Annotated in this window: 17 protein-coding genes; 11 read left to right on the top strand and 6 right to left on the bottom strand. The window is 59.9% G+C overall.

Going from position 1 to position 25,038, the window contains the following annotated elements; genetic code table 11:
* Positions 1 to 86: 86 nt before the first annotated feature.
* The 3 genes from ffh (at position 87) to rimM (ending at position 2,785) form a co-directional block, all read left to right on the top strand.
* Positions 87 to 1,658, top strand: a complete 1,572-nt coding sequence (ffh, locus tag AC1DXO_RS04105; RefSeq protein ID WP_476976822.1) for a signal recognition particle protein — start codon at positions 87 to 89, stop codon at positions 1,656 to 1,658.
* A 23-nt stretch (positions 1,659 to 1,681) separates the two neighbouring features.
* Positions 1,682 to 2,200 (top strand): 30S ribosomal protein S16, encoded by a 519-nt coding sequence (rpsP, locus tag AC1DXO_RS04100; protein ID WP_476976821.1) that lies wholly within the window; start codon positions 1,682 to 1,684, stop codon positions 2,198 to 2,200.
* A 78-nt stretch (positions 2,201 to 2,278) separates the two neighbouring features.
* The gene (gene rimM / locus AC1DXO_RS04095) at positions 2,279 to 2,785 is read left to right on the top strand and encodes a ribosome maturation factor RimM (RefSeq protein ID WP_476976820.1); all 507 of its coding nucleotides are present in this window, start codon (positions 2,279 to 2,281) and stop codon (positions 2,783 to 2,785) included.
* Positions 2,786 to 2,911: 126 nt separating this feature from the next.
* Here rimM and AC1DXO_RS04090 read toward each other — a convergent pair whose 3' ends face one another.
* Positions 2,912 to 3,664 (bottom strand): SDR family NAD(P)-dependent oxidoreductase, encoded by a 753-nt coding sequence (locus AC1DXO_RS04090; RefSeq protein WP_476976819.1) that lies wholly within the window; start codon positions 3,662 to 3,664, stop codon positions 2,912 to 2,914.
* Positions 3,665 to 3,759: 95 nt separating this feature from the next.
* On the opposite strand from AC1DXO_RS04090, the gene AC1DXO_RS04085 reads away from it, so the two are divergent.
* From AC1DXO_RS04085 to AC1DXO_RS04070, 4 genes are all read left to right on the top strand, one after another.
* The gene (locus AC1DXO_RS04085) at positions 3,760 to 4,668 is read left to right on the top strand and encodes a LysR family transcriptional regulator (protein WP_476976818.1); all 909 of its coding nucleotides are present in this window, start codon (positions 3,760 to 3,762) and stop codon (positions 4,666 to 4,668) included.
* Positions 4,669 to 4,884: 216 nt separating this feature from the next.
* Entirely contained in the window at positions 4,885 to 7,533 is a 2,649-nt protein-coding gene (locus AC1DXO_RS04080) for an autotransporter outer membrane beta-barrel domain-containing protein (protein ID WP_476976817.1), read from the top strand.
* A gap of 187 nt (positions 7,534 to 7,720) precedes the next feature.
* Positions 7,721 to 8,743, top strand: coding sequence for a LacI family DNA-binding transcriptional regulator (locus AC1DXO_RS04075; RefSeq protein ID WP_476976816.1), 1,023 nt, complete (start codon positions 7,721 to 7,723; stop codon positions 8,741 to 8,743).
* 26 nt (positions 8,744 to 8,769) lie between these two features.
* On the top strand, positions 8,770 to 9,039 hold the full coding sequence (locus AC1DXO_RS04070; RefSeq protein ID WP_476976815.1) for a GIY-YIG nuclease family protein: 270 nt from the start codon (positions 8,770 to 8,772) through the stop codon (positions 9,037 to 9,039).
* A 322-nt stretch (positions 9,040 to 9,361) separates the two neighbouring features.
* Here AC1DXO_RS04070 and AC1DXO_RS04065 read toward each other — a convergent pair whose 3' ends face one another.
* On the bottom strand, positions 9,362 to 11,833 hold the full coding sequence (locus AC1DXO_RS04065; RefSeq protein ID WP_476976814.1) for a glucan 1,4-alpha-glucosidase: 2,472 nt from the start codon (positions 11,831 to 11,833) through the stop codon (positions 9,362 to 9,364).
* A 916-nt stretch (positions 11,834 to 12,749) separates the two neighbouring features.
* On the opposite strand from AC1DXO_RS04065, the gene AC1DXO_RS04060 reads away from it, so the two are divergent.
* The 4 genes from AC1DXO_RS04060 (at position 12,750) to AC1DXO_RS04045 (ending at position 19,953) form a co-directional block, all read left to right on the top strand.
* Positions 12,750 to 13,682, top strand: coding sequence for an alpha/beta hydrolase (locus AC1DXO_RS04060; RefSeq protein ID WP_476976813.1), 933 nt, complete (start codon positions 12,750 to 12,752; stop codon positions 13,680 to 13,682).
* Between the two features lie 121 nt (positions 13,683 to 13,803).
* Positions 13,804 to 14,820 carry a LacI family DNA-binding transcriptional regulator gene (locus tag AC1DXO_RS04055; RefSeq protein ID WP_476976812.1) on the top strand — a complete coding sequence of 339 codons (1,017 nt, stop codon included), beginning with the start codon at positions 13,804 to 13,806 and terminating at the stop codon, positions 14,818 to 14,820.
* A gap of 624 nt (positions 14,821 to 15,444) precedes the next feature.
* On the top strand, positions 15,445 to 18,261 hold the full coding sequence (locus AC1DXO_RS04050) for a TonB-dependent receptor (RefSeq protein WP_476976811.1): 2,817 nt from the start codon (positions 15,445 to 15,447) through the stop codon (positions 18,259 to 18,261).
* A 177-nt stretch (positions 18,262 to 18,438) separates the two neighbouring features.
* Complete coding sequence (locus AC1DXO_RS04045) at positions 18,439 to 19,953, top strand: tryptophan halogenase family protein (protein WP_476976810.1); 1,515 nt, start codon at positions 18,439 to 18,441, stop codon at positions 19,951 to 19,953.
* A 328-nt stretch (positions 19,954 to 20,281) separates the two neighbouring features.
* Here the strand turns inward: AC1DXO_RS04045 and AC1DXO_RS04040 are convergent, their stop codons facing one another.
* The 4 genes from AC1DXO_RS04040 to AC1DXO_RS04025 all read right to left on the bottom strand — a co-directional run bounded on the left by AC1DXO_RS04040 (position 20,282) and on the right by AC1DXO_RS04025 (position 24,899).
* Positions 20,282 to 21,790: a tryptophan halogenase family protein gene (locus tag AC1DXO_RS04040; RefSeq protein ID WP_476976809.1), complete on the bottom strand. Its 1,509-nt coding sequence runs from the start codon at positions 21,788 to 21,790 to the stop codon at positions 20,282 to 20,284.
* 68 nt (positions 21,791 to 21,858) lie between these two features.
* Positions 21,859 to 22,689 (bottom strand): alpha/beta hydrolase, encoded by an 831-nt coding sequence (locus tag AC1DXO_RS04035; RefSeq protein WP_476976808.1) that lies wholly within the window; start codon positions 22,687 to 22,689, stop codon positions 21,859 to 21,861.
* 27 nt (positions 22,690 to 22,716) lie between these two features.
* On the bottom strand, positions 22,717 to 23,499 hold the full coding sequence (locus AC1DXO_RS04030) for a DUF1365 domain-containing protein (RefSeq protein WP_476976807.1): 783 nt from the start codon (positions 23,497 to 23,499) through the stop codon (positions 22,717 to 22,719).
* Positions 23,496 to 24,899, bottom strand: coding sequence for an NAD(P)/FAD-dependent oxidoreductase (locus AC1DXO_RS04025; protein ID WP_476976806.1), 1,404 nt, complete (start codon positions 24,897 to 24,899; stop codon positions 23,496 to 23,498). The genes AC1DXO_RS04030 and AC1DXO_RS04025 overlap by 4 nt, the downstream gene beginning before the upstream one ends.
* Positions 24,900 to 25,038 lie beyond the last annotated feature (139 nt).

The raw sequence follows: 25,038 nt of genomic DNA, 5'->3' as shown, positions 1-25,038 counted from the left end.
GATGAGAAGGCTCCCCGACAGCGCGTGGCGCCCTCGGGGATTTTCTGTTTGCCGGCACGCCTGAAGCGCAGCTTTTGAGGTAAGTCATGTTCGACAGCTTGAACGAGCGCCTGTCCGGTCTTTTCGACCGACTGTCGGGTCGCGGCGTCCTTTCGGAAAAGGATGTCGACGAAGCCCTGCGTGAGGTGCGCGTCGCTCTGCTGGAAGCCGATGTCGCCCTGCCGGTGGTGCGTCAGTTCATGACCAAGGCCAAGGAACTGGCCACCGGCGAAGACATCATCAAGGCCGTCAAGCCGGCCGACCAGGTGGTCAAGATCGTCTATGACGGGCTGATCGACATGCTGGGCGGCGAAGAAGCCGAGCCGCTCAATCTCAACGCCGTCCCGCCCGCCGTCATCCTGATGGCCGGTCTTCAGGGTTCCGGCAAGACCACGACCTCGGCCAAGCTGGCCCTGCGCCTAAAAAACTACGACCGCAAGAAGGTCATGATGGCGTCGCTCGACACGCGTCGTCCGGCCGCCATGGAGCAGTTGAAGCTGTTGGCCGAACAGGTCGGCGTCGACTTCCTGCCGATCGTCGCCGGTCAAAGCGCGGTCGATATCGCCAGGCGCGCCCTGCAATCGGCACGCCTGCAGGGCTTCGACGTCCTGATCCTCGACACCGCCGGCCGTACGACGCTCGACGAAGCCTTGATGAACGAGGCTGCCGAGATCGCCCGGGTCGCCAATCCGGTCGAAACCTTCCTGGTCGCCGACAGCCTGACCGGTCAGGACGCCGTGCGTACTGCCGCCGCCTTCCATGAACGCCTGCCGCTGACCGGTTTGATCCTGACCCGCGCCGATGGCGACGCCCGCGGCGGGGCCATGCTGTCGATGCGGGCTACGACCGGCCTGCCGATCAAGTTCCTGGGTGCCGGTGAAAAGGTCGAGGCGCTCGACGTCTTCGATGCGCGCCGTATCGCCGGGCGCATCCTGGGCCAGGGCGATATCGTCGCCCTGGTTGAAAAGGCATCGCAGGAACTGGACACCGCCAAGGCGACAGCCATGGCGAAGAAGATGGCCAAGGGTCAGTTCGACCTCGACGACCTGGCCGAGCAACTGCGCCAGATGAAGCGCATGGGCGGGTTGGGCGGCATTATGGGCCTCCTGCCCGGCGTGCAGAAGGTCAAGAAACAGATCGACGAGATGAACATCACCGACAAGGTGTTCGATCGCCAGATTGCCATCGTGACCTCGATGACCAAGATCGAGCGCAAGAAGCCGGATATTCTCAACGCCTCGCGCAAACGCCGCATCGCCGCCGGCTCCGGCGTCGAGGTCTCGGAAATCAACAAGCTGCTGAAGCAGCATCGCCAGATGGCCGATACCTTCAAGGCCATGTCGCGGTCCAACGGCCGCGGCGCCATGGGCCAGATGGCCAAGATGTTCGGCATGGGTGGCCAAATGGGCGGAATGCCGAATCCTGGCGCCATGGGCGACATGGCGGAAATGGCCAAGAAGATGGGTGGCGCCATGCCCGGTGCGCCTGATCTCGAAAAATTGAAAAACCTCGGCGCCGGCAAATTGCCCGGCCTCGGGGGTCCCACACCTCCTTCGGGCCTGTTTGGCGGCCTTCCCGGATTGCCGGGAGCAAAGCCCTTCGACCCAACCAAGAAATAGCTGTTTAATAAGGACTAACTGAAATGTTGAAAATTCGTCTCTCGCGTGGTGGCTCCAAGAAGCGCCCGTACTACACCATCGTCATCGCGGATGCCGCCGCCGCCCGCGACGGCAAGTTCATCGAAAAGGTCGGTACCTATAACCCGATGCTGCCGAAGGATGTCCAACGCGTCACCCTGAAGGTCGAGCGTATCGCCGAATGGCTCAAGAAGGGCGCCCAGCCGACCGACCGCGTTGCGCGCTTCCTGTCGCAAGAAGGCCTGGTCAAGTGGGAAGCCGGCAACAACCCGAAGAAGGGCCTGCCGCACAAGAAGGCCCAGGAACGCGCTGCTGAACGTGCGCAACGCGAACAGGACCGTATCGACGCTGAGAACGCTGCCCGTGAAGAAGCGGCCGCTGCCAAGGCTGCCGAAGCTGAAGCCGCTGCTGCGGCTGCTGCCGCGCCGGCTCCCGTCGTCGAAGAAGCCCCGGCTGAAGAGGCGCCTGCCGCTGAAGAACCGGCCGCTGAAGCTGTTGCTGAAGAAGCCCCGGCTTCGGAATAAGCCTTTCGCTTGTTATAATGAAAAGGGCCGGGATTCGTCCCGGCCCTTTTTTGTATTCAAACCTATCCGCAGGCACCAATGGCCCAGTCCAAACCCAATCTTGTTTTTGTGGCCCAGGTCGGCGCGGCCCACGGTATTCAGGGCGAATTCAAGCTGATCAGCCATATGGACAACCCGGTCAGCGTGCTGGAACACAGTCCGCTGCTCGACCTCAACGGCAAGCCGGCCCTGGTCGTTACCAAGGCGCGCGAACATAAGGGGGGCTTGCTGGTTTTTGCGGAACAGGCGCCCGATCGTACAGCGGCGGAAAAGCTCAACGGGCTGAAACTCTATGTCGATCGCGCCGATCTTCCGGACACGGACGAAGAGGAATTCTATATCACCGACCTGATCGGCCTGAAGGTCTTCGATACGGCCGGCGCTGAGATTGGCAAGGTGGCCAATGTCGATAATTTCGGCGCAGGCGACCTGCTCGACGTCAAGCCGCTTGAGGGTCCCAGCTTCTATGTGCCTTTCACGACGGACCACGTGCCTGACGTGCAGATCGCCAATGGCCGGGTGATTATCGACACCGAAGGCCTGTAGAAGGCTATTATTCCAAGCTGCGATGACTTATCGCAGCTTGGCAAGGGCGCCAGAGAACATACTTTGGCCGTCGCGCACGTTGCGCGAGCCATCGGGGGGCGCCCGTGCGACGGCGCTTGAGCTGAATTAACCGTGAATGCCGCCTGAGACCTCGATGCGCTGCCCGTTCAGCCATTGCGCTTCGTCGGACAGCAGCACCGAGACGATGCCGCCGATATCATCGGGCAATCCGACACGACCCAGGGGTGTCTGGCTGGCGATCAGGGCGTTGAGGTCGGCGTTGTCGCGCACCCGTCCACCGCCGAAATCGGTCGCGATGGCCCCCGGCGCCACAGTATTGACCGTGATACGGCGCGATCCCAGCTCGACGGCCAGATAGCGAGTCATCACCTCGACCCCACCCTTCATCATGGCATAGGCGGAGCTGCCCGGCAGGCTGAAACGCGCCAGGCCGGACGACAGGTTGATGATTCGCCCGCCGTCCCGGATCAACGGCAGCAGATGTTGCGTCAGGAAGAACGGACCTTTCAGGTGAATATTCATCACCTCGTCGAACTGCGCCTCGGTCGTCTCGGCAAAAGCGGCATACAGCGCCGTGCCGGCATTGTTGATCAGGTAGTCGAAATCGTGCCGCGCCCAGTGGGTTTGCAGGGCTTCGCGCACGGTCTGGGCAAAGGCCGCAAACCCCGCCGACTGGCCTGCGTCGAGCTGCAGGGCCACGGCCTTGCGTCCTAACAACCCCAGTTCGGCGATTAATGCCTCGGCTTCCGTCTTGTTCGAATGGTAGGTGAAAAGGATGTCGACGCCCCTGGAAGCCAGATGATGCGCCATGTTGCGGCCCAGGCCGCGGCTTCCCCCGGTGATCAATGCGATGGTCATGATCTATCTCCTTGCTTAGATCCTGACTTTACTGTGCGGCCAGTACGAGATAAACTCGCTAAAATGATCTTCACTGTTCACCAAATAAGAACAATATGCACCGTCTCGACGCCCTGGCGGCCTTTGTCCGCGTTGCCGAACTGAGCAGCTTCACCCAGGCGGCGGCTTCGCTGGGCTTGCCGAAATCGGCCGTGTCGGCGGCGGTCGCCGGCCTCGAAACGCGGATGAAGGTCCAGCTTCTGTATCGCACCACTCGCCGCGTCCAGTTGACCCACGATGGCCAGGCCCTGTACGAGCGCGCCCGCGATCTCTTGTCCGACATCGAAGACATGGACGCCATGTTCCAGTCATCGCCGGCCGCCCTGACGGGCGTCCTGCGTGTGGACATGCCCGTCGCCATGGCGCGCAACTACATAGTGCCGCGCCTGCCGGACTTTCTCGACCGCCATCCCGGCCTGCAGCTGGAACTGAGTTGCACGGATCGCCGGGTCGATATCATCGCCGAAGGCTTCGACTGCGTTGTCCGAGTCGGCATGATGGCCGACAGCGGCCTGATCGCCAGGCCGGTCGGTGTCATGCGCATGGTCAATGTCGCCGCGCCGGCCTATCTTGAGCGCCACGGTGTGCCGCTTGTCCTGGACGATCTCGATCGACACAGTATGGTCCACTATGTCAGCCAGATGGGCGCTAAACCCTACGGCTTCGAATATCGCGTTGGCGACGACTATGTGACGCGTGACGTGGCCGGGCGGATCCTGGTCAACAGTACGGAATCCTTCCAGGCGGCTGCCCTGGCGGGGCTGGGTATCATCCAGGCGCCGCGCGCCGGCTTGGTTCAGGCCCTGAAGGCGGGTCATCTCAGGGAAATATTACCGGACCATATCGCAGAGCCCCTGCCGGTCGCGCTGATCTATCCTCGCCGCCGGCATCAGGCGCGCCGCGTTCGTGCTTTTATGGCCTGGGTAGCCGAGATCATCGACGCCTATATCCGTGAAAGCGGCTAATTTGAGACCCGTCCGCAACGACGATCCGATTTCCGAAGAACAGCATTACATTCTTATAAAGATCGCCGTAGATTTTACTCAGGCCGTGTATTTTGGCCCATTTTCCGCGTCCCCAGTTTTCCGCGTCCCAATTGTCGCATCTGCCGTCGCTTCGGTGACCCGGGGCGAGCTTCGCGTTTGAATTTTTACATTGATTACAGTTTCGGAGCCATTGTCATGAAGTTCATGAAACCCCTATCACTGCTCGCCGGTGTGGCCCTGTCCGCCCTCGCCATCCCGGCCCACGCTCAGACCTTTCAAAACGGCAGTTTTGAAAGTGGTACGCTGGACGGCTGGACGGTCGGCGGGGGCTATTGGCCCGGCGGCCTCTATCCGGTTCCGGAAGACTATCTGCCCACCGGTACCAACTACGACCCCAGCTATATCGTGGCGGCCGTCACCAATGCGGGATTTGATCCGTATACAGATAATATTCTGCGTACGGTCTATGCCGGCGACCACTCCGCCCAGGTCAACGATTCCTACAACAACAATTCGGTCACGGTGCTCAGCCAGCGGGTGAACGGCTACAGCGAGAACCTGATTGCCTTTGCCTATGCCGCCGTCTTGCAGTCATCGCATGATACCTATGATTCGGACGCCTTCATCATTACCCTGAAGGATGCGACGACCAACGAAATTCTCTATTCGTACAATCTTAATTCCGCGACGGCGCCCGGCGTCTTCACCCAGTCCTCGCTGGGATGGTTCTATTCCGACTGGCTGACCCAGAGCGTGGACGTTTCCGACCGCCTGGGCCATGATTTCATCCTGTCCCTGCTGGCCAATGACTGTCCCTATGGTGGCCATGCCGGCTATGCCTATCTCGACGGCTTCGGCTCGGTCGAAGGCGGCGGCGGCACGGGCGGCGGCACGGATCCGATCCTGCTGTTCTGGGATGGTGACGGCGCGACCAGCGCCGCCAACCTGACGGTCGATGGCGGCGACGGCACATGGACGGCGACCAAGGGCAACTGGACCGAAGGGACCGGCGCGCTCAACGGCCACTACAATCCCAATCCCGGCGGAGTCGTCTTCACAGGCGCGCCCGGCACGGTCACGGTTGATGACGGCAACGGCGCTATCGGCGTTACCGGCATGACCTTCCTGACCAGCGGCTACCACATACTGGGCGACGATATCGGCCTGTCCGGCAATGCCGCTATCCAGGTCGGTGACGGCACGCCGGAAAGCGCCGGCTGGAATACCCTCATTTCCTCCAGCCTGACCGGAACGGGCGGTCTGCAGAAAACAGACCTGGGCACACTGATCCTCGACGGTAACAACACCTTTACCGGCGCGACCGAAGTGGCGGCCGGCCGGCTGCTGGTCCACGGCGACACCTCCGGTTCACTGGTCACGGTCGACAGCGGTGCTGTTCTGGGCGGCTACGGCACTGTCGGCGGCATCACCGCGCTCGACGGCTCGGTCGTGGCGCCCGGCGCTTCGATCGGCACGCTCACCGTGACGGGCGGCTATACCGCAGCCGCCACTTCGACCTATGAGGTGGAACTGCAGTCGACCGGAGAAAACGATCGCCTGACCATAACCGGCACGGCGGTTGTAGATCCCGGCGCCGTCCTGCATGTCACCAAGCTCGATCCGTCGCGCTATGTCCTGGGGACGCGCTACACGGTGCTCAGCGCCGAAGGCGGGTTGACGGGCACCTATAGCCTGACCGGCGACACCCGCGTCTCTTATTTCATCAACCTGGTCGACCACTACGACGCCAGCCACGTCTATCTCGACGTCGCCCAGACGCGTTCCTTCGAATCCGCCGGCAGCACGCCGAACCAGAAGGCCGCCGGCGGCGCGGCGGACACCGGGTCGGGCGAGCTGTTCACGGCGTTGGCCTATCTGCAGACCCTGCCCGAGGCGCAAGACGCCTTCGACCAGATTTCCGGCGAGGTTCACGCGACCTACCAGGCCGCTGCCATCGAAGACAGCCGCTTCATCAGAGACGCCATCACCGATCGGCTGACTTCGGGGGATACCGGCGGCCGGGCCGGCTGGTTCCGCGTCTTCGGGTCCAAGGCGGACCTGGACGGAGACGGCAATGCTGCCTCGGCCGAACGCAGCATTGGCGGCGTCTTTTTAGGATCCGATTTTGTCCAGCACGAAACCTGGCGCGCCGGCTTCGTCCTTGGCTTCGACCACAGCAAGATCAAGGTCTTCGACCGCGCCTCCTCCGGTGAATCGAACGACATCCATCTGGGTGGCTATGTCGGTACCAGCAAGGCTGTCGGTTGGGGCGCCCGCGGGGGTGTCGCCTATACGCACCGTGATGTCGAGACCAACCGCAACATTGCCTTTGCCGGCTTCTCGAATCACCTGACCAGCGATTATGGCAGCCAGATCACCCAGGTTTTCGGCGACGTCGGCTATAGGCATGTCCGTGACAACTGGACGGTCGAGCCCTTCGCTTCTGCGGCCTTTGTCCAGGCCAAGCTGGAAGACGCCAAGGAAGGCGGCGGCACCGCGGCGCTGACCCTGCCATCCCAGGATACGCACATCACCTTTGCCACGGTCGGCGTACGCGGCACGGCACGCCTGTCATCAAAGGACGGCAAGCCGGTCGATCTTCGCGCCATGGTCGGCTATCGCGCCGCCGACGGCGATCTTGATTCGCCGGCCCTGGCCAACTTTGCCGCCAGTAATCGCTATACCGTCCTTGGTACACCGATTGACAAGGGTGCCCTGGTCATGGACGTCGGTGTCGACGCCAAAATCGGGCCACGCACCGACCTCTCGATCGCCTATTCCGGCGTGGTGGGGGACACGATGTCGGATCACGGCGCCAAGGCGACCCTGCGCTTCCGGTTCTAAAGCGCAATCCGATAAAGTGGATGTCACTTTTCGGTTAAATTGCGCGACAAGCAAAAAAGTTAGAGCGAAATGACGATTCTACCTAAAATCATTTCACTCTAACCCGGGCTTTTTGGCGCACGACATAGTGGTCTTGTTTAATTGCCCGGGCGGTGTCATCCTCCCGGGCAAAACAACAATGAGCCAGATGAAACGTCCTACCTCCTTCGATATCGCCGCCCTGGCCGGGGTTTCCCAGGCGACGGTTTCGCGGGCCCTCAGCCGGTCCAGTTCGGTCAGCGAAGGCGTGCGCCAACGCGTTTTCGACGCTGCCGCCAAACTGAACTACACGGTCGATATCAACGCCCGCAAGTTGCGCTCCAAGAAGATCAACACCATTGCCGTCCTGGTCTCCGAAGACCTCGATCAGGGCAACAACCCGATCAATCCCTTCTTCCTGCCGCTGATCGGCCAGATCCTCAACTACGCCGCTGAAAAAGGCGTCGACGTCCTTATGTCGCTGCAAAAGCAGAATGCTGACTGGGGCGCCGACTATGGCTTTTCACGCCGGGCCGACGGCATCATCTTCCTCGGTTACCGCGATTTCGAAACCTACCTGCAAAAGGTCGAGGTCCTGCGCCAGGTCGGCGAGCCCTGGGTGGTGTTTGGACCGGTTATGCCCGAAACGCCCAACCTGTTCATCGGCAGCGACAATGAAGGCGGTGCCCATATGGCGGCCGAGCATCTGCTGAAACTGGGCCGCCGACGTATTGTCTTTTTGGGCGAGGCTTCCGAGCGCCATTCCGAATTTTTCGAACGCTACAAGGGCTATATGCGCGCCCATATTGAGGCTGGCGTGAAACCCGATCCGGCCCTGGCCATCGACTGTTTCATTTCGCGCGAAGAAGGGGCGGCGGCGATCGATCGCCTGCTCGACGACGGTATTGCCTTCGATGCCGTGTTTGCGGTGACCGACCTCCTGGCGATCGGCGCCATCCAGTCGCTGCAGAAGCGCGGCCTGAACGTGCCGCGCGATGTCTCCGTGATGGGCTTCGACGATTTGTGGGCCTGCACCTGCACCAATCCGGCCCTGTCGACGGTGCGCCAGGACACGACCACGGCCGCCCAGGTCCTCGTCGACACCCTGGCGGCGCTGATCGACGGCGAGCCGGTCGAGATGACACGGATTCCGACGCAACTCATCATTCGCGAATCGTGCGGCGGGCACTGAAAATCATATGAAAAAGGGTGCACATTATGGCAACTTTCAATTGGAAAAAACCTGTTGAAATACTGGTCGACAAGGGCATTGTAAGTGGAACTGTAGACCGGTTAGAGGATTCACATGGGTTATATTTTTTCTCCCGAAAATATGGAGATGGCCCCCATGAACCTTTTTACGTTGGTGAAACAGTCCATATAAAAACGCGATTATGCCAATATTTTAATAATATGGGAAAGCATGAAAAAAGAATAAGAAATGTAATATTGGGTGAATATGATGATTATAGTGCAGTTAGAGTATAGAATGGTACTCGATATTTTCACTACTGTTACTTGGAATCATCAAGAGGATTGGTTAGAAAAAAGACAATTGAAAAGGCCGAGCGTGCTTTAATTCAGTATTTCATTATTTTAGGCTACGAATTGATCAACAATCATCATGCCGGAAGATCTGCACTTAAGTCATATGAAATGACGGGAAAAAATTATGACTACCTAATTCCAAAGCAACTAATTTCGCACTGAAGTTGAAAGGCATAAAAAAAGGCCTCCGGCGCTTGCACTCGCCGGAGGCCAGTCTGGGTCAAAGGGTTGAGACTGATTCCTTGACCTATTCCTGAAAACTCTATTTCGCCTCGGCCGGCGCTTCACCGAAGCGCGCATAGGCAGAAGCATTGCGATCCCACACCTGCTTATCGCGCAAGGAGCGGAGCAGCTTGACATATTCGGCGTGCGACCAGGCCAGCGGCGTCGCGCTGTCTGTGCCTTCGCCAACCTCGTAGCCATGGGGTTCGTTCGTGCCGACGCCGTCGAAAACCTGTTCGGGGATCATCAGCCCCTCATTGGCGAACAGCTCCATGCCCTTGACATAGACATCGCGGATCGCCTTGACGTCGCCATCCGTCGCACCGCCGGGCTTCATCCCGTCCAGCGCCAGTTCATAGTGACCGCGCTCTCCCGTGAAGATCGGCCACACCCGTCCACGCTGGTTGGGATCCATCATGCCATTGACCGAATAGTTGCCGCCGGTGGTGCGTTCGCCGTAGCCGTCATTGCCATAGCGGCGGAAGCCCGGCACGCTTACATTCGCTCCGGCCCAGGTGAAATCGTAGCGCACCCGCAGATTATCCGGCAGGCCTTGGTCATCGATAACGGCCACGGACTGGGTAATATGGCTGTCGTCGGCCGGCCGGACACCATAGCGCACCAGTTCCAGGAAGCCGGCGTCGACCATCAGGTCCGAACGCAGGCCGGCGCGGCCATTGCGCTCATCTTGGGTGCCGGGGTTATTGGCATCGTCCGTGCGTGAGATACGCAAATAGTAGCTCGCCAGCTTGTCTTCGCCCCGCACCTTGCCGGTGGTGGTGAACAGACGCTGCTCCAGCTTGGCCGAATAGTCGGCGGCCTTGGCGGCGAATTCCCTGGCGCCCTCCGCGTCCCCGGCTTCGCTGGCGATATCGCTGGCGGCGGCCAGGCCGGCAATGATGGCAGCCGTGGTCGACGGCGAATGACCTTCCTGCTCTTCCCAGCGTTCCTGCTGCGAGTAGGGCGGGGTAATGGTCGCGTGATTCCAATCCAGCCCGACCGTCCCGCCGCGGCTGAGGAATTCGGCCGCAGGCTTAAGTACAGTGCCGTAGGACGAAATCAGTTCATCATGCGAAATCAGCTTCAGCTGCTCCAGGCGCGCGCCCAGCAGGATCGGCATGGCTGTCTGGTCGAGCTGCACGCCCACCCATTCCGGTGTGCCGTCGACATGCGACTTCTGCTGGAACCAGCCGGTTGCGCCGGTGTTGCCGGGAGTCGAGGACTTGACCTGGACGGTCGGCAGGTAGCGATAGGCCGCGACAGGGGTCTGCTTGTCACCCAGAGCCGCCAACGCCATGGCGACCTGGTAAAAGTCGCGTGGCCACACTCCTTTGTAGCCGGTGGCCGAGACGTCGGTATAGACGCTGTCACCCCACGGATTGCTCAGCGATGCGATCAGCGCACCGGCCGAGGTGTGGTCTTCCTGGACCTTCAACGCCAGGGCGCTGGCATAGAGCAGCTTGCCGTCGTCTTCCGAGACCGGGATCAGGCTCTTCAATTCGCTCAGGCCGTCGAGATAGTCTTCCCAGCCGATCGCCTTGCCTTCGCCGTTATAGTTGGCCAGTACCCGGGCGTAGCCGGTCTTCAACGTCGCCTGGGCTGCGCTCGATGCCTTGGTCGTATCGGCGCCGAAGCCGATGGCCAGGTCGAAGGTCGAACTGGTCTTGACGCCTGGCAGTTGGCCGACCAGGACGATATTGCCCCGGGTGCCACCGGTCGAGCCGTGCAGCCCGAAGATCTGCTGGTGATCGCTCAGGTCCTTCAGGCCATCGGTAACGCCGGCATAGCCGACATTGGCGGCTGCAAACGGCACCGACGCCTTCAGGCTTAGCGCAACGTCACCCTGCCACGCGGTCAGGGCGCCGGACGATGCCGTCCCTTCATCGTCGCCCGAGGTATTGGCAACCGACGGATCCAGCACCACCCACGGCGTAACGGGGCCTTTCAGCGCCTTGACCGTGACGCGCACCATGACGCTCTGCTGATCGGGATCGGTAAAGACGTCCTTGATGATGACGAATCGGCCCTGCTTGTCGGTATTGGTCAGCCGGTAGGCCGGCGACAGGGCGCGGCCCTGCTTGTCAGTATGAATATAGCTGACATGGCTGTCCGTGTCGGTCTTCTCGAAGGCGGTCCAGCCGTCACCGGTCACAGCGATCTGCATCTCGCGGATCTGCGCCTCGTGGATACGGCCGTACATCGTTTCAGTCAGTATGCCCTGCGCCAGCGAGAACCATACCCTGGATACCTTACCGGTGACGGCGCTGTCGCTGAACTGATAGTCCTTATAGGCCTCAAAGGCGGTGCCGATGCCCTGTTTGCCGGAATAGGCCCAGGGCGAGGCAACGCCGGGACCATTGCTGGCCTTGCCGCCGGAATTCAGGGTCGGGTTATGATTGGGAATGACGGTGTCTTCGGCCGAACAGGCCGAGGACATGAGGCCTGCGCTTAGCAGCGCGATCAGACTGACCGCGGCCTTGCATGTCGACAGGCCGGAAAACCCCTTGTTCATCTACCTCTCCTGCGCCCAAGGCCTGCGTCGATGCGGGCTATCCGCCATCGCCAGCTTACCTGGGTCTGTACTGTTGTTATGTGGAGCGGAGTGTCTCGCCGCAGCCCCATGGCCGGTTTTCACCGCCATTTTTTGCGACAGTATGAAAATTTTCGGGGTGAGTCGCGCTGCATACGTATTCACGGACTGAAATTTGTCATGAATACGAATTCGGCTCCTTTTAGAGCTCAAGCGCCGTCGCACGGGCGCCCCCGATGGCTCGCGCAAGGTGCTCAAGAAGCGGAGCGTTAGCACACTCCTATGGGCGCGGCGGCCATGAAACGATTTTGGCGCCCTTGCCAACGGCTCATCGCCGTTGGAATAACCCGTTGATCAGGCAAAAAATTCCCCCTGCCCGTCGCCGGACAGAGGGAAGTTTGTGTTGAGAAGATACCACTTACAAAGTCTGCACCCTGTAATTGGTGTATTTCGGCTGCGTCACAACAACCGAAATCTAGGAGCAGCTTGATAAATCTGGGTTTTCTAGCCCTGAAGCACCAATCTGAAATTCACTGTAAACGTTTGCAGCGGTGGCCCGTTTTAAAGAAAGCGCCTTGTCAGGACATCAAACATGGAGTTGATTACCCGCCTTAGCGCTTCAGTTTGCAACAGGCTGCACGCAGCAATTAGTTACGAAGTCCTTTATAGCCTAACATGGATGTTGTTTGCAATGCAATGTTGAATACGTATGCATTTTTTGTGCGCCGGCAGAATACGTATGCAACTGGACTTAAAGCGCAATCCGACAAAGTGTGTAGCACTTTTCGGATAAATTGCGCGACAAATCAAAAACTTAGAGCGGGAGTTTTGACGCGTCAAAACCCACCCGCTCTATGCCGCCTTTATCCGCCACATGACACAGAACGAGGAAAATCCCATGCGTTTCATACTGTTGGCGGCGATCATCGGGTTAGGCTTCAGCGGGCCCACAGTACAGGCGCAGAGCCAGATCCATAACCAGGATTCACCGCGCCTTGATCATTTTACGCATTTTGATTCGCAATTTGTCATCCCGCGCGACGTCACCGTATGGGTGCCGCAGGCCTGTCAGGCCGGCGACCGGCCCTGCAAGGTCCTCTATATGATGGACGGACAGAATGTCTTCAGCCCCAGCCCCTATAGCGGCGCCGACTGGGGCATTGCCGACGTCCTGCCGGGCCTGATCGACGATGGCCGCGTGCCGCCCACCATCGTCGTGGCAGTCGACAATATCGATGCCCGCACCGCCGAATACATGCCGCAAAAGGTCTATGGCCTGATGCCGGCGGATTACCAGGCGCGCGTCCGGGCCTTCGAGAACGACGCTGTCCCCAATTCCGACAATTTTCTGAAATTCCTCGTCAACGAACTGAAGCCCGTCATCGACAAGACCTATGTCACCGTATCCGGCCCGGCAGGCACTGCCATCATGGGTTCGTCCATGGGCGCCCATATCGCCCTCTATGCCCAGGGTGAATATCCGCAGATCTTCGGCGCGTCGGCGTCCCTGTCCATGCCGTGGCTGATGGCCAGCTGGGCGAAGGAGCCGGTTGGCGTCGCGGCGGACCGCGCGACAGTGACTGGCGGCTGGCGCGCCTGGCTCAAGACGACGCAGTTGCAACCCGGCCAGAACCGTATCTACACCGACCAGGGCACAGTGGGCTTGGACGGCGAGTTCACCCCCTATATGGAAAGCGCCACGACCATGCTGCTCAACAATGGCTGGTCGCCCGCCAATTTCACCAGCCGTGTCTTTGCGGGTGCCGAACATAGCGAAAAGGACTGGCGCAAACGCATCGAGATACCGCTGGTCTTTGTCCTCAGCCGATAGGGCCGATTTGGCTTATGCGGCCGAAATCCGCCGTTCAAATTTTTTCATAAGACCGAAAGCACTTGCTTTTGCACGACAAATCGTGCTCCCTTTCCCGAAAATACGACGTGGGGCGGAAACTATGGACAATAAGGGCAAGATCCGGCTGGAGGACCTGGCCAAGATCGCCGGCGTGTCGGTGGCGACCGTGTCGCGCGCCCTCAACGACTCGCCGGCCGTCAATCGCGTCACCAAGCGCCGCGTCTGGAAAATCGCCCGCGATCACAACTATGTCCTCAACCAGGACATGCCAATGTCGATGAGTGGCTCCCAGGCCACCATTGCTATCGTCATTCCGCCGCCCCATGGCCGCGAAGGCCGTTTCTCCGATCCCTTTTATCTTGAACTGATCTCTGGCGTCGGCGAAGCGGCGCGCGACATGGGTTGTGACCTGCTGCTGTCTCACCTGACGCCGCGCAGCCAGAACGACCTCGTCACCCTGATGCAGAATATCAAGGCCGACGGCGTCATCTTCCTCGGCCAGAGCTATCTCCACGATCGCTTCAACAGCCTGGCGGCCAGCACCAACAAGTTCATCGTCTGGGGCCAGGAGCTGCCCGGTCAGAAATATTGCACGGTCGGTTCCAACAATCTCCAGGGCGGCACACGCGCCGCCGCGCACCTGGTCCGTCTCGGCCGTACCCGCATCGCCTATTTTGGCGAGACCGAAGGCATAGAGATGAAGCTCCGCTTCCAGGGCTATCTCAATATTCTGGCGGAATCGGGCCTGAGCTACGATCCGCGACTGGTCGTGCCCACCCATTTCGAAATTGCTTCGGCCGAAGCCGCCGTCGTCAACCTGGTCAACAAGGGCATCACCTTTGACGGTCTGTTCGCCGCCTCGGATATCATCGCGTTTGGCGCCATCCGCGGCCTGGTCAAGGCAGGCCTCAAGGTGCCACAGGATGTCTCGGTCGTCGGCTACGACAACATCCAGCTGGCCAGCTTCTCGCACCCGGCGCTCAGCACCATCTCCCAGGACCTGGCGCGCGCCGGCAAGCTGATGGTGTCGAAACTGATCGGCTCCATTTCCAATGACGAGACCCACTCCGAGATAGTCGCAACCGAGCTTATCATCCGCGAATCCTGCGGCGGCTGAAGCGTTCTGACGGGCTGCAAAGCATCATCTCGTTGCGATACGATGCTCACGTACTTGAGTACGCTCCGCTTCGTTTCTCACGAGCTAATCCTTTTCGCCGCGTCATAACGCTTCAGCTTACAGCGCCAGATTAAGTTCGGCGCTTTAGCCGTTTCGCCCAAATACCACACCTGTGTGTCGCATCCGCGCAACATCGGTTGGCTGGCTACGGTAGCGTTACCATAGCAAAATCGATCGCAGGTAAGCGCTGTCAGTACGTTTTTATCGTCTCAGTCTCGCGACTTTGCAGCAATTTGCAAGTTTTTGCAGTCTCTGTCAAAAACAAGAAGTGGGATAAATTCTCCGTTACGTAGACAAAAAGCCGCTAATAATGAGCGTTAACTCAGACAATAGCCAAATTTTGCCGCATATCCGTCACCCGGAAGCCACATAATTACGAATTGTTTAGCATTATGAATGCAAAATTTTGCAAAGCCTTGCAAAAATAGCATGCTTGTATAGATAGTCGCGAACAAGGGCGCCACCAGAGTGCCTTGAGGGTTGAGATGTTAACGGGCGTGCGCTGCGACATGAGGTCGGCGGGCGTCGATTATCGTCAGAGAAACGACACCAGGAGGAAGAAAAATGAAAAACTTTAAGGGTCACTCGGGGGCGTTGCGTACACGTCTGCTGACCTGCGGTGCAACGGTGGCCCTTGTGACGGCCTGCGCCTTCACGGCGCCCGCCTTCGCTCAGGACACATCGGCCTCACCCGCCGACGAAACCACGACCGTCGTCGTCACCGGCATCCGCAAGGGTATCCAGGACGCCATCACAGCCAAGAAGAAGTCATCGCAGATCGTTGAAGCGGTCTCCGCTGAAGACATCGGCAAGCTGCCGGACGCCTCGATCGCCGAATCCATTGCCCGCCTGCCCGGCATCGCCGCCCAGCGTACCAACGGCCGCGCCCAGACGCTCAGCGTCCGTGGCCTGGGTCCCGACTATACGGTGACCACGCTAAACGGCCGCGAACAGGTGTCGACCAACGACAACCGCTCGGTCGAATTCGACCAGTATCCGTCCGAACTGATCAGCCAGGTTCTGGTCTACAAGACGCCGAACGCCAGCATGGTGGTTCAGGGTATCGCCGGTACGGCCGACCTTCAGACCGTCCGTCCGCTGGCCTACGGCAAGCGCACCATCGCCGCCAGCATCCGCGGTGAAATGAACAGTGAAGACGCTGCCATCGGCGGCATGAAGAACTCGGGCGGCCGCTATTCTCTGGCCTATATCGACCAGTTCGCCAACAAGACCATCGGCCTGGCCCTGGGTTACGCCCACACCGACTCGCCGTACCAGGTCACCAAGAAGGAATCCTGGGGCTATCCCAACTTCGATTCCACCCACCTGATCACCGGTGGTGAAAAGGACCAGGTCCAGTCGTCCAACCTGACGCGTGACGGCTATATGGGCGTCCTGGAATTCAAGCCGAACGACCACTTCCACACCACGATCGACGCCTATCACTCGGATTTCACCGAACTGCAGCGCATCGCCCGCCTCGAATTCCCGCTGGCCTGGGGCGCCAATCACCTGCAGCCCGGCTATACCCTGGGCGACGGCTATGTCACCCACGGTGTCTTCACCGACGTCAACACGGTCGTTGAGAACTATGTCAATGAGCGTAAGTCCAAGGTCGACTCCATTGGCTGGACCACGGAATACGGCCTGAATGACAACTGGTCGCTGTCGTCGGACCTCAGCTACTCCAAGATCAGCCGCGACGACCTGATCCTCGAAACCACAGCCGGCACCGGCGCCAGTGGTTCCGGCACCAAGGACACCATCACCTTCGACCAGACGCCGCTCGGCCTGACCGAACTGCAAAGCGTCCTCGACTATTCCAGCTTCGACACCATTTATCTGACCGATCCGGGCGGATGGGGTGGACCGGGCCGCGCTGGCTACGTCAAGGCGCCGCACATCACCGACGAACTGACGACAATCAAGCTCGGCGCCAAGCGTAACCTGAACGGCGGCATCTTCTCCAGCCTCCAGTTCGGCTACAATCACACCAAGCGCGAAAAGAACAAGATCGGCAACGAAGGTACGATCAGCCTGAAGAGCGGCGTCGCCGTCAAGGTGCCGGACGCCTTCCGCACCGGCGTGACCGATGCCTCCTTCCTCGGCAACACCTCGGGCATGATCTCCTACGACGCACTGGGCCTGTACCGCAGTGGTTTCTATGCCTATGCCGAAAACACCTGCACCGACTGCGTCAAGAAGACGTGGAACGTGACGGAAGAGGTCGATACCGCCTTCATCATGGCCAATATCGACACAAGCTTCATGGGCAAGGCCCTGACCGGCAATATCGGGGTCCAGGCGCAACACGCCGACCAGGTCGGTACGTCCTACTTCACGGACGGCACGGCGACAGGCCTCAAGCAGCAGTCTGGCGGCACCAACTATACCGACGTCCTGCCTTCGCTCAGCCTGAACTGGGCGGTCGGCGACGACATGCAACTGCGTATTGGTGCCGCTTCGACGATCTCGCGTCCTCGCATGGACGAACTGGCCGCTGGCATCAACTTCAGCAACAGCACCAATGGCAATCCGGCCAATGTCGGTGGCCAACGCTACTGGTGGAACGGCGGCGGCGGCAATGCCGAGCTGAAGCCCTGGAAGGCCAATGCCTTCGACCTCTCGATTGAAAAATATTTCGGTCGCAAGGGCTACGTGTCGGCAGCGTTCTTCTACAAGGACCTGACGTCCTATGTTGTTGACGGCAGTACCATTGTCGACTTCACGGGCGCCTCGTTGAAGAACACCACCTGCTACGACAACGGCTCCGACTTCAGCGACGCCCACAAGATCATCGACCACGACACCAGTTCACCGTTCAATGGTCACTGGGTTTGCGAACAGGCCGATCTGCATCGCGAAGGCCGCATTAGCTCGAAGGTCAACGGCGATGGCGGCACCATCCAGGGTCTCGAGTTGACGGCCTCCGTACCAGGCGAAATGATAGCGCCCTGGCTCGACGGCTTCGGTATCGTGGCCAGTGCGGCCTTCAACAAGTCGGCGATCGATCCGTTTGGTACGGGCAATATCGATCTGCCCGGCCTGTCGCGTGAAGTCATCAACACCACGGTCTACTACGAAAAGCATGGCTTCTCGGCGCGGATCTCGAACCGTTATCGCGGTGACTTCCTTGGTGAAGTGCCTGATTACACCAACACCCTGCAAAACAACTGGGTCCACTCGGAATCGGTGGTCGATGCGCAGATGAGCTATCAACTGCAAAGCGGCCCGGCCAAGGGCCTGACCATCTACCTGTCGGGCACCAACCTGACCAACGAGCCGTTCTACACCTATAACGGCAAGGGTCACCCCGAGCGCATCCTGCGTTACGAAAAGTACGGCAGCACCTATCAGTTCGGCGCCTCCTACAAGTGGTAATCTGAACTGCGTCTAAACTATGCACCTGCCGGCCTTCGGGTCGGCAGGTGTTTTCGTATTCATGCCGCCGCACCCTTGACCTTTACGGGTGGTGCGGGCAGGCATGTCGAGCAGGCAGCGCACCTTCGAACGACATCGTCTGAACGCTACCTGCCACACTACAGGCCGGGCCACTGAATGACCGATAAACCCATCAAAAAAACCGTTATTCTGGGCGGCGGCACCGCCGGCTGGATGTGTGCCGCCATGCTGGCCAAGACCTTTGGCCGCAATCTCGACATCACCCTGGTCGAATCCGACGATATCGGCATTGTCGGCGTAGGTGAGGCGACCATTCCGCCCCTGACCAAGCTGATGACCTTCCTGGGGATTGACGAAAACCAGATGCTCAGCCGCGTCCAGGGAACGTTCAAGCTCGGCATCCAGTTTATCGACTGGTACAAAAAAGGCCATCAATACACCCACACCTTTGGCGAACCGGGCCAGGCCCTGGGTATACTGCCCTTCTTCTATTACTGGCTGCGCCAGACCCTGGAAGGCAAGGACGCCGGTAGCCTGTGGGATTACAGCTTCCACGATCTGGCCTGCGAAGCTAACCGTTTTGCCCGCGTTAAACGCATTCCGGACACGGCAATCGACGGTCTGACCTATGCCTGGCACTTCGACGCCGGCCTGCTGGCCCGCTTTCTGCGCACCGGCTGTGAAAACTCCGGCGTCGTCCGCCGCGAAGGCACGGTGGCCGGCGTTAATCTGCGCAGCAACGACGGCTTTATCGAATCCCTGACGCTGAAAAGCGGCGAGATCATGGAAGGTGACTTCTTCATCGACTGTTCGGGCTTTATCGGCTTGCTGATCGAAGGCGCCCTGAAAGCCGGCTATGTCAACTGGCAGCACTGGCTGCCGTGCGATCGCGCCATGGCGGTGCCGTGTGAATCCTTCGGGCCCCTGACCCCCTATACCCGTGCTCGCGCCCATAGCGCCGGCTGGCAGTGGCGTATTCCGCTGCAACACCGCATCGGAAACGGCCACGTCTTCTGCAGTTCATTCATGGACGAGGACGAAGCGACGCGTATCCTGCTCGATAATCTCGACGGCAAGCCCCTGGCCGATCCGCGAGCCCTGAAATTCGTCACCGGCCGGCGCAAGGAGTCATGGGTCAAGAACTGTGTCGCGCTGGGTCTCGCCTCGGGCTTCATGGAGCCGCTCGAATCGACCAGCATCCATCTTGTGCAATCGGGCATGACGCGCCTGCTGCGCTTCTTCCCGGACAAGGGCTTCAACCCGCTCGAAATGGCCGAGTATAATCGTGTGACGGCGCTGGAATACGAGCTGATCCGCGATTTCCTCGTTCTGCATTACAAGGCGACGCAACGCGACGACAGTCCATTCTGGAACCATTGCCGGACGATGGAAGTTCCCGACAGCCTGGCCAATAAGATCGAGTATTTTCGTCAGCACGGCCGCCTGTTGATCGACGAACACGACCTGTTCCGCGATACCAACTGGGCCCAGGTCTTGATCGGCCAGGGCATCATGCCGAATGCCGCGCACCCCCTGACTCACGCGGTTAAGGGCGACGACCTGACGGGCTTTATGGCGGATCTGAAAGTCATTCTGGCACGCGCGGTGGCGGGCCTGCCGAGCCACGAGGCCTTCATTGCCCGCGAATGCGCCGCCACGGCCACCTTGTAGCTATAGTGCGGCGAAACCCGTTTTCGCGTCTGTCACGATTCGGTAATCCGGATACGGATTTTTATCGTTCAACTTAGTGGATGCACGTATGCGACAGTGGAATTTTGGGCCACGAAAAGCACGAAAAAACGAAAAGCACGAATGAAAGTCGAGTGGCGGCCCGCGCGAAGCGCCTTAATTCGATATACCGTATCATGATCGATTGCCCTTCGGGCCAGGAAGTTTCAGCGTGCTCCCGTTCGTGCTTTTCGTTTTTTCGTGCTTTTCGTGGCCCAAAATTCCACTGTCGAAGGCGTGCCGTCACCGCGTTGCACGAACGGCTTCCATCCTAACCAGCCCGGCAGTGTTTGCGGATAAAATCGCTGTGCCGTTCGGCAGCCGTAGCCATGCCCTTGACGTCGGCACGGACATTGCGCGCCAGATCCTGCAGGTCGCTCAAGGCGAAATTGTCCGCAAACGGATCATAGGCCCGGGGCTGCACCTCCAGCCCATTCAGCAGGCATACCCATGACGGCTCGAAAAAGCTTTCCCATTCCATCTGGGTGACCTTGCCCGACGCCCTATATAGCTCGATCCGCTGCGCCAGCGAATCCGGTAAAGTCATCTCCCGGCAATGGCGCCACAGCGGTTCGTCGCCACGCTGGTTACCCCAGTAATGCAGGATGATAAAGTCGCGGATGCGCTCATATTCCAGCGTAGAGATGCGATTATATTCTCCGCTCAGACGCGGATCGCAGGCCCGGTCCGGAAAATAGGTCAGCAGCTTGTCGATCCCGGCCTGGATCAGGGTAATGCTGGTCGATTCCAGCGGTTCCAGGAAGCCGCCGGCCAGTCCGATAGCGACGCAATTGCCGTCCCACAGGCGCTGAGAATGTCCGGCCGTAAAGCGCACAAAATTGGGTCCGGCCAGGGGCTCACCGTCCAGCGATCCACGCAGGTGCGCCAAGGCTTCGTCGTCCGAAATATGATCGGAGCTGTAGACATAGCCATTGCCGATGCGGTGTTGCAGCGGAATGCGCCATGTCCAGCCGGCCGTCTCGGCGCGCGACCGCGTATAGGGCGTCAGGTCAAGGACATCGGCGTGCGCACACGGCATGGCCACCGCCCGATCGCAGGGCAGCCAGTGGCGCCAGTCGACAAACGGCACGCCCAGGGTCTCACGGATCAGCAGTCCGCGGAAACCCGAGCAGTCGATAAACAGGTCACCGGCGACGGTCTCGCCCGACTCCAGTCGAACCGACGCGATATGGCCCGACTCCGACCGCGCCACATCGACAATGCGTGCGTCGATCCGCGTCACACCGCGTGTCTCGGCAAAGCCGCGCAGATAGCGTGCGAACAGGGTCGCGTCGAAATGGATCGCCCAGTCGTAAAAGGCAAAATCGGCCGGCGGCTGCGCATCGGGCAGGGCAAACCGGCCCTGGATCGACATCTCCGTGCCCAGGCAGTAGTCGCCCAGCGGGTACGGCTCTCCAGCTTGCGCTAGCCTCTGCCATAGATGATGGAAGCTGACCGGTCCCGCCGCCACGCCGTAGCGCCCGAACGGATGGAAAAAACTGTGGCCGGGTTTCAGCCAGCCCTCGAACTCGATGGCCAGCTTGAAGGTTGCGTTACAGGCCTTCATCAGCTCGAACGTATCCAGCCCGAGCGAAGCGAAATAGCGCCTTATCGCCGGTACCGTGGCCTCGCCGACGCCGATCGTACCGATGGCCGACGACTCGATCAGGGTGATCTTCACACCCTTGACGGCCAGGCGCTGGATCAGCGATGCCGCGCTCATCCAGCCGGCGGTGCCGCCACCGACGATGACAACGGATTGAATAGGCTGACTGGTCATCGGTCCCTGATCTTAAAGCTTTTCAATCTGTATCAGGAACACGGTCGACCGCTAACAGGAATACGTATTCAGAGGGCTGACTTGAGAAACGCCTGGGTGTCTGCGAACAGTGGCGCCTTCTTGCGGAACGGCAGCGAATAAACCGCCGCTGTGTCCTCATGGCTCAGCCCCTCATAGACCTTCAAGGTCACGTCGGTTTCCGCCGCCTTCAGCCTGGCTTCGAGCGCCACGGCGTTCTGCAGGCCGACCACCTTGTCGGCACGGCTTTGCAACAGCAGGAACTTCGTCGCCACCTTGCGTGCGTGATTGACCGGTTGGGTTTCCTCCGGTTTTGTCCACGTCCCAAAGGCATCGACCGAGGCCGGCACATCGAAGGGATAGAAGTTATATGGCCCGGAAATGCCGACGCACGCCTTGACCGTGCCATCTAGCAGATAGCGTTCATCCAAAGCCATCATCACCGCGGCATAACCGCCGGCCGATTGACCTATGGTCGCCAGCCGCGCCGCATCGCCGCCATAATCCGCCGCATGGGCCACGACGTGCTTTATCGCCGCCGCATTATCGTCGAGGAACGCCGGATAGACGACTTCAGGCACGACACGATAGTCGGCAATCGCCACGACATAGCCCATCGAGGCCAGGGCGTGACCCATCCAGACATAGTCCTTCTTCGACCCGCTGTTCCATCCGCCGCCATAGAAAAATACCAGTACCGGCAACAGCCCTTCGTGCGCCTTCGGAGCATAGACGTCGTAACTCTGGCGCGGATTGTCACCGAAGGCGACGTCGGACGCGATCCGCTTCACGCCACCTTCCTTGGGCGTAAAGGCATTGAACAGGCTTAGGGTATTGCACCCGGCCAGCAGGCTACCAACACCGGCCAAACCCCCGGCCATAAAACTGCGCTTCGTCAAATCCATATCTCAAATACTGACACTGGACCGCGCCGTCGGCGGTTTCGGCCTTAACTTGATACCTTTCAGCGCGATCAGCAAGGCCTCCCAGTGAATTCCCAGCACGACCTTCAGCGTCATCAGCGGCATGGCGAAGAACAGGCGCAACAGCGCGCCGTCGGCCAGGGCCTCGCGCTTAGCTGTAAAGCCGGCAAACAACATATCCCGCCAGCCGCCGTCACCGCTATTTTGCTTCAACTGAATTTTCAGCGCGAATGTCTCTTCCGGAGCGATCAGGTCGAAATCATAGGCCATGTTCATGTCCATGAAGGGCGAGACATGCAGCCGCTTGTCGCTGTGCTGATGGATGCGCCGGCCGCTATCGATCACTGGCAAGACATAGGAATGGCGGTCGCCGAAGGTATTGTTGACCTCATAGACGACGCTGCGCATGGCGCCATCGGCCGCTTGCACGAAATACAGGCTGATCGGATTGAACACAAAGCCCAGCACGCGCGGCATGGCCAGCAGATACAGCCGGTCGCCGTCTTCACACAGGCCGCGTTCGCCCAACATCGTCCGCATACGGACGCTTAGGCTGGCGTCGCGTCGCGTCGCCTGGTCCGGGCCATGGTCGCGGTCGTAAAATCCGAACAGATTGAAACGGTTGTGCGAGAACAACCGCACGCCGCGGGTGTCTTCGCCCAGCCGGTCGAGATCGAGCAGCACCTGGAAGATATGGTAGGACAGCCGATGAACCCTGGGCGCAAAGCGCTGATGGATCACCTCTCCGGCATAGAGCGACGTCTTCATTCCGCAGCCACCGCAAGTCGTGATTCAACCCAAGGCCCAGACCAGGGATTATAAGCGATCCGGCTTTTGCTCCAGTCGAACGCCCACGGCCGCGGCATGCCGGTAATCGCCTCGGCGACGGCCAGGCCGGATTGCAGGCCGTCTTCGTGAAACCCCGAGCCGAAATAGGCGCCGCAGAACCAGCTGTTGCGCAGTCCCTGCAATCCGCCCAGCTGATCTTGGGCGGCAATCGCCCGTGCGTCGAACAGCGGGTGTTCAAAATCGATCCGCTTGACCACCTTGGCAGGGTCTATGGTGTGGGTCGGGTTCAGGGTGACGAAATAGTTGGGTTTATCCTTCAACACCTGCAGCAGGTTCATCCAATAGGTGACGCAGAGTTGCTGTGCGTTCGAGGCATCGCGCTCGCCCATATAGTTCCACGCCGACCAGGCAGCCTTGCGCCGCGGCATGAAGGCCCCGTCAGTGTGCAGGACGACTTCGTTGTGCGTGTAGGTAAAGGCGCCCAGAACCCGCATTTCGTCGTCCGAGGCGTCGCTTAGCATGCGCAAGGTCACGTCGGCATGGGTGGCGAAGACGACCTCGTCGAAGGCGTGCGTTCCGCCGTGGCGGTCGGTCAGGACCACGCCATTGGCACTGCGGCGCACGGCGACAATGGCGCTGTCGGTGAGGATGCGGTCGCGGAAGGGGGCGATCAGCTTCTTCAGATAGGCCTGCGCGCCGCCGACGACGCTGCGCCACAGGATGCGATCGCTAATCTGCAACAGTCCGTGGTTTTCAAAGAAGGCGATAAAGGCGCGAAACGGATAGTCCATGATCTGCGCCGCCGAGGTCGACCAGATGGCTGCCGCCTGGGGCAGCAGGTGATCGTCGATAAAGGCGCGGCCGTAGTTGCGGTCACGCAGGTAATCACCCAGCCGATAGCCCTCGCGTTGCCGCGCCGCCATGTCCTTGGGCGCCTCGCGATAGAAGCGCACGATGTCGAGCAGCAGGCTGAGGAAGCGCGGCCGGAACAGGTTGCGGCGCTGGGCGAAGATCCCTTTCAATCCCAGCGAGCCGTATTCCAGCGAACCGGCGTCGACACTGACGCCGAAAGACATGTCGCTCGGCTGATGCTCGACGTCGAGATGTTCGAACAATGCCACCAGATTGGGATAGCAGGGCGCGTTGAAGACGATGAAACCCATATCGATCCACAACGGATCGCTGTCCGTGCCGACATTGACCGAGTGGCTGTGGCCGCCGGGCTCGTCGCCACTTTCGAATACCGTCAGGTCGCAATGCGGGTTCAGCATCCACCCCGCCGACAGGCCGGCAATACCCGATCCGACCACAGCGATCTTCTTACGGCGTCCGGCGCTGTTCCTGAGTAATGGGGACGCGCTGTCGATCAGGTCATGCATGGTAAAGCCTCTTTACTGCCGTTTTTTCACAATTGATTACGGCCCGGTCGGCAGGCCGGATCACATACCGGCAAAGGAATATTCAGCACGGGCGGTGATCCGAATCCGCTCTTCCGGCGTAAATTGGCTTGAACGCACC

It is taken from the genome of Asticcacaulis sp. P2_C5 (assembly GCF_056404555.1).
Note: the sequence above shows the minus strand (reverse complement) of the source record. Positions and strands in the feature narration are given on the sequence as shown.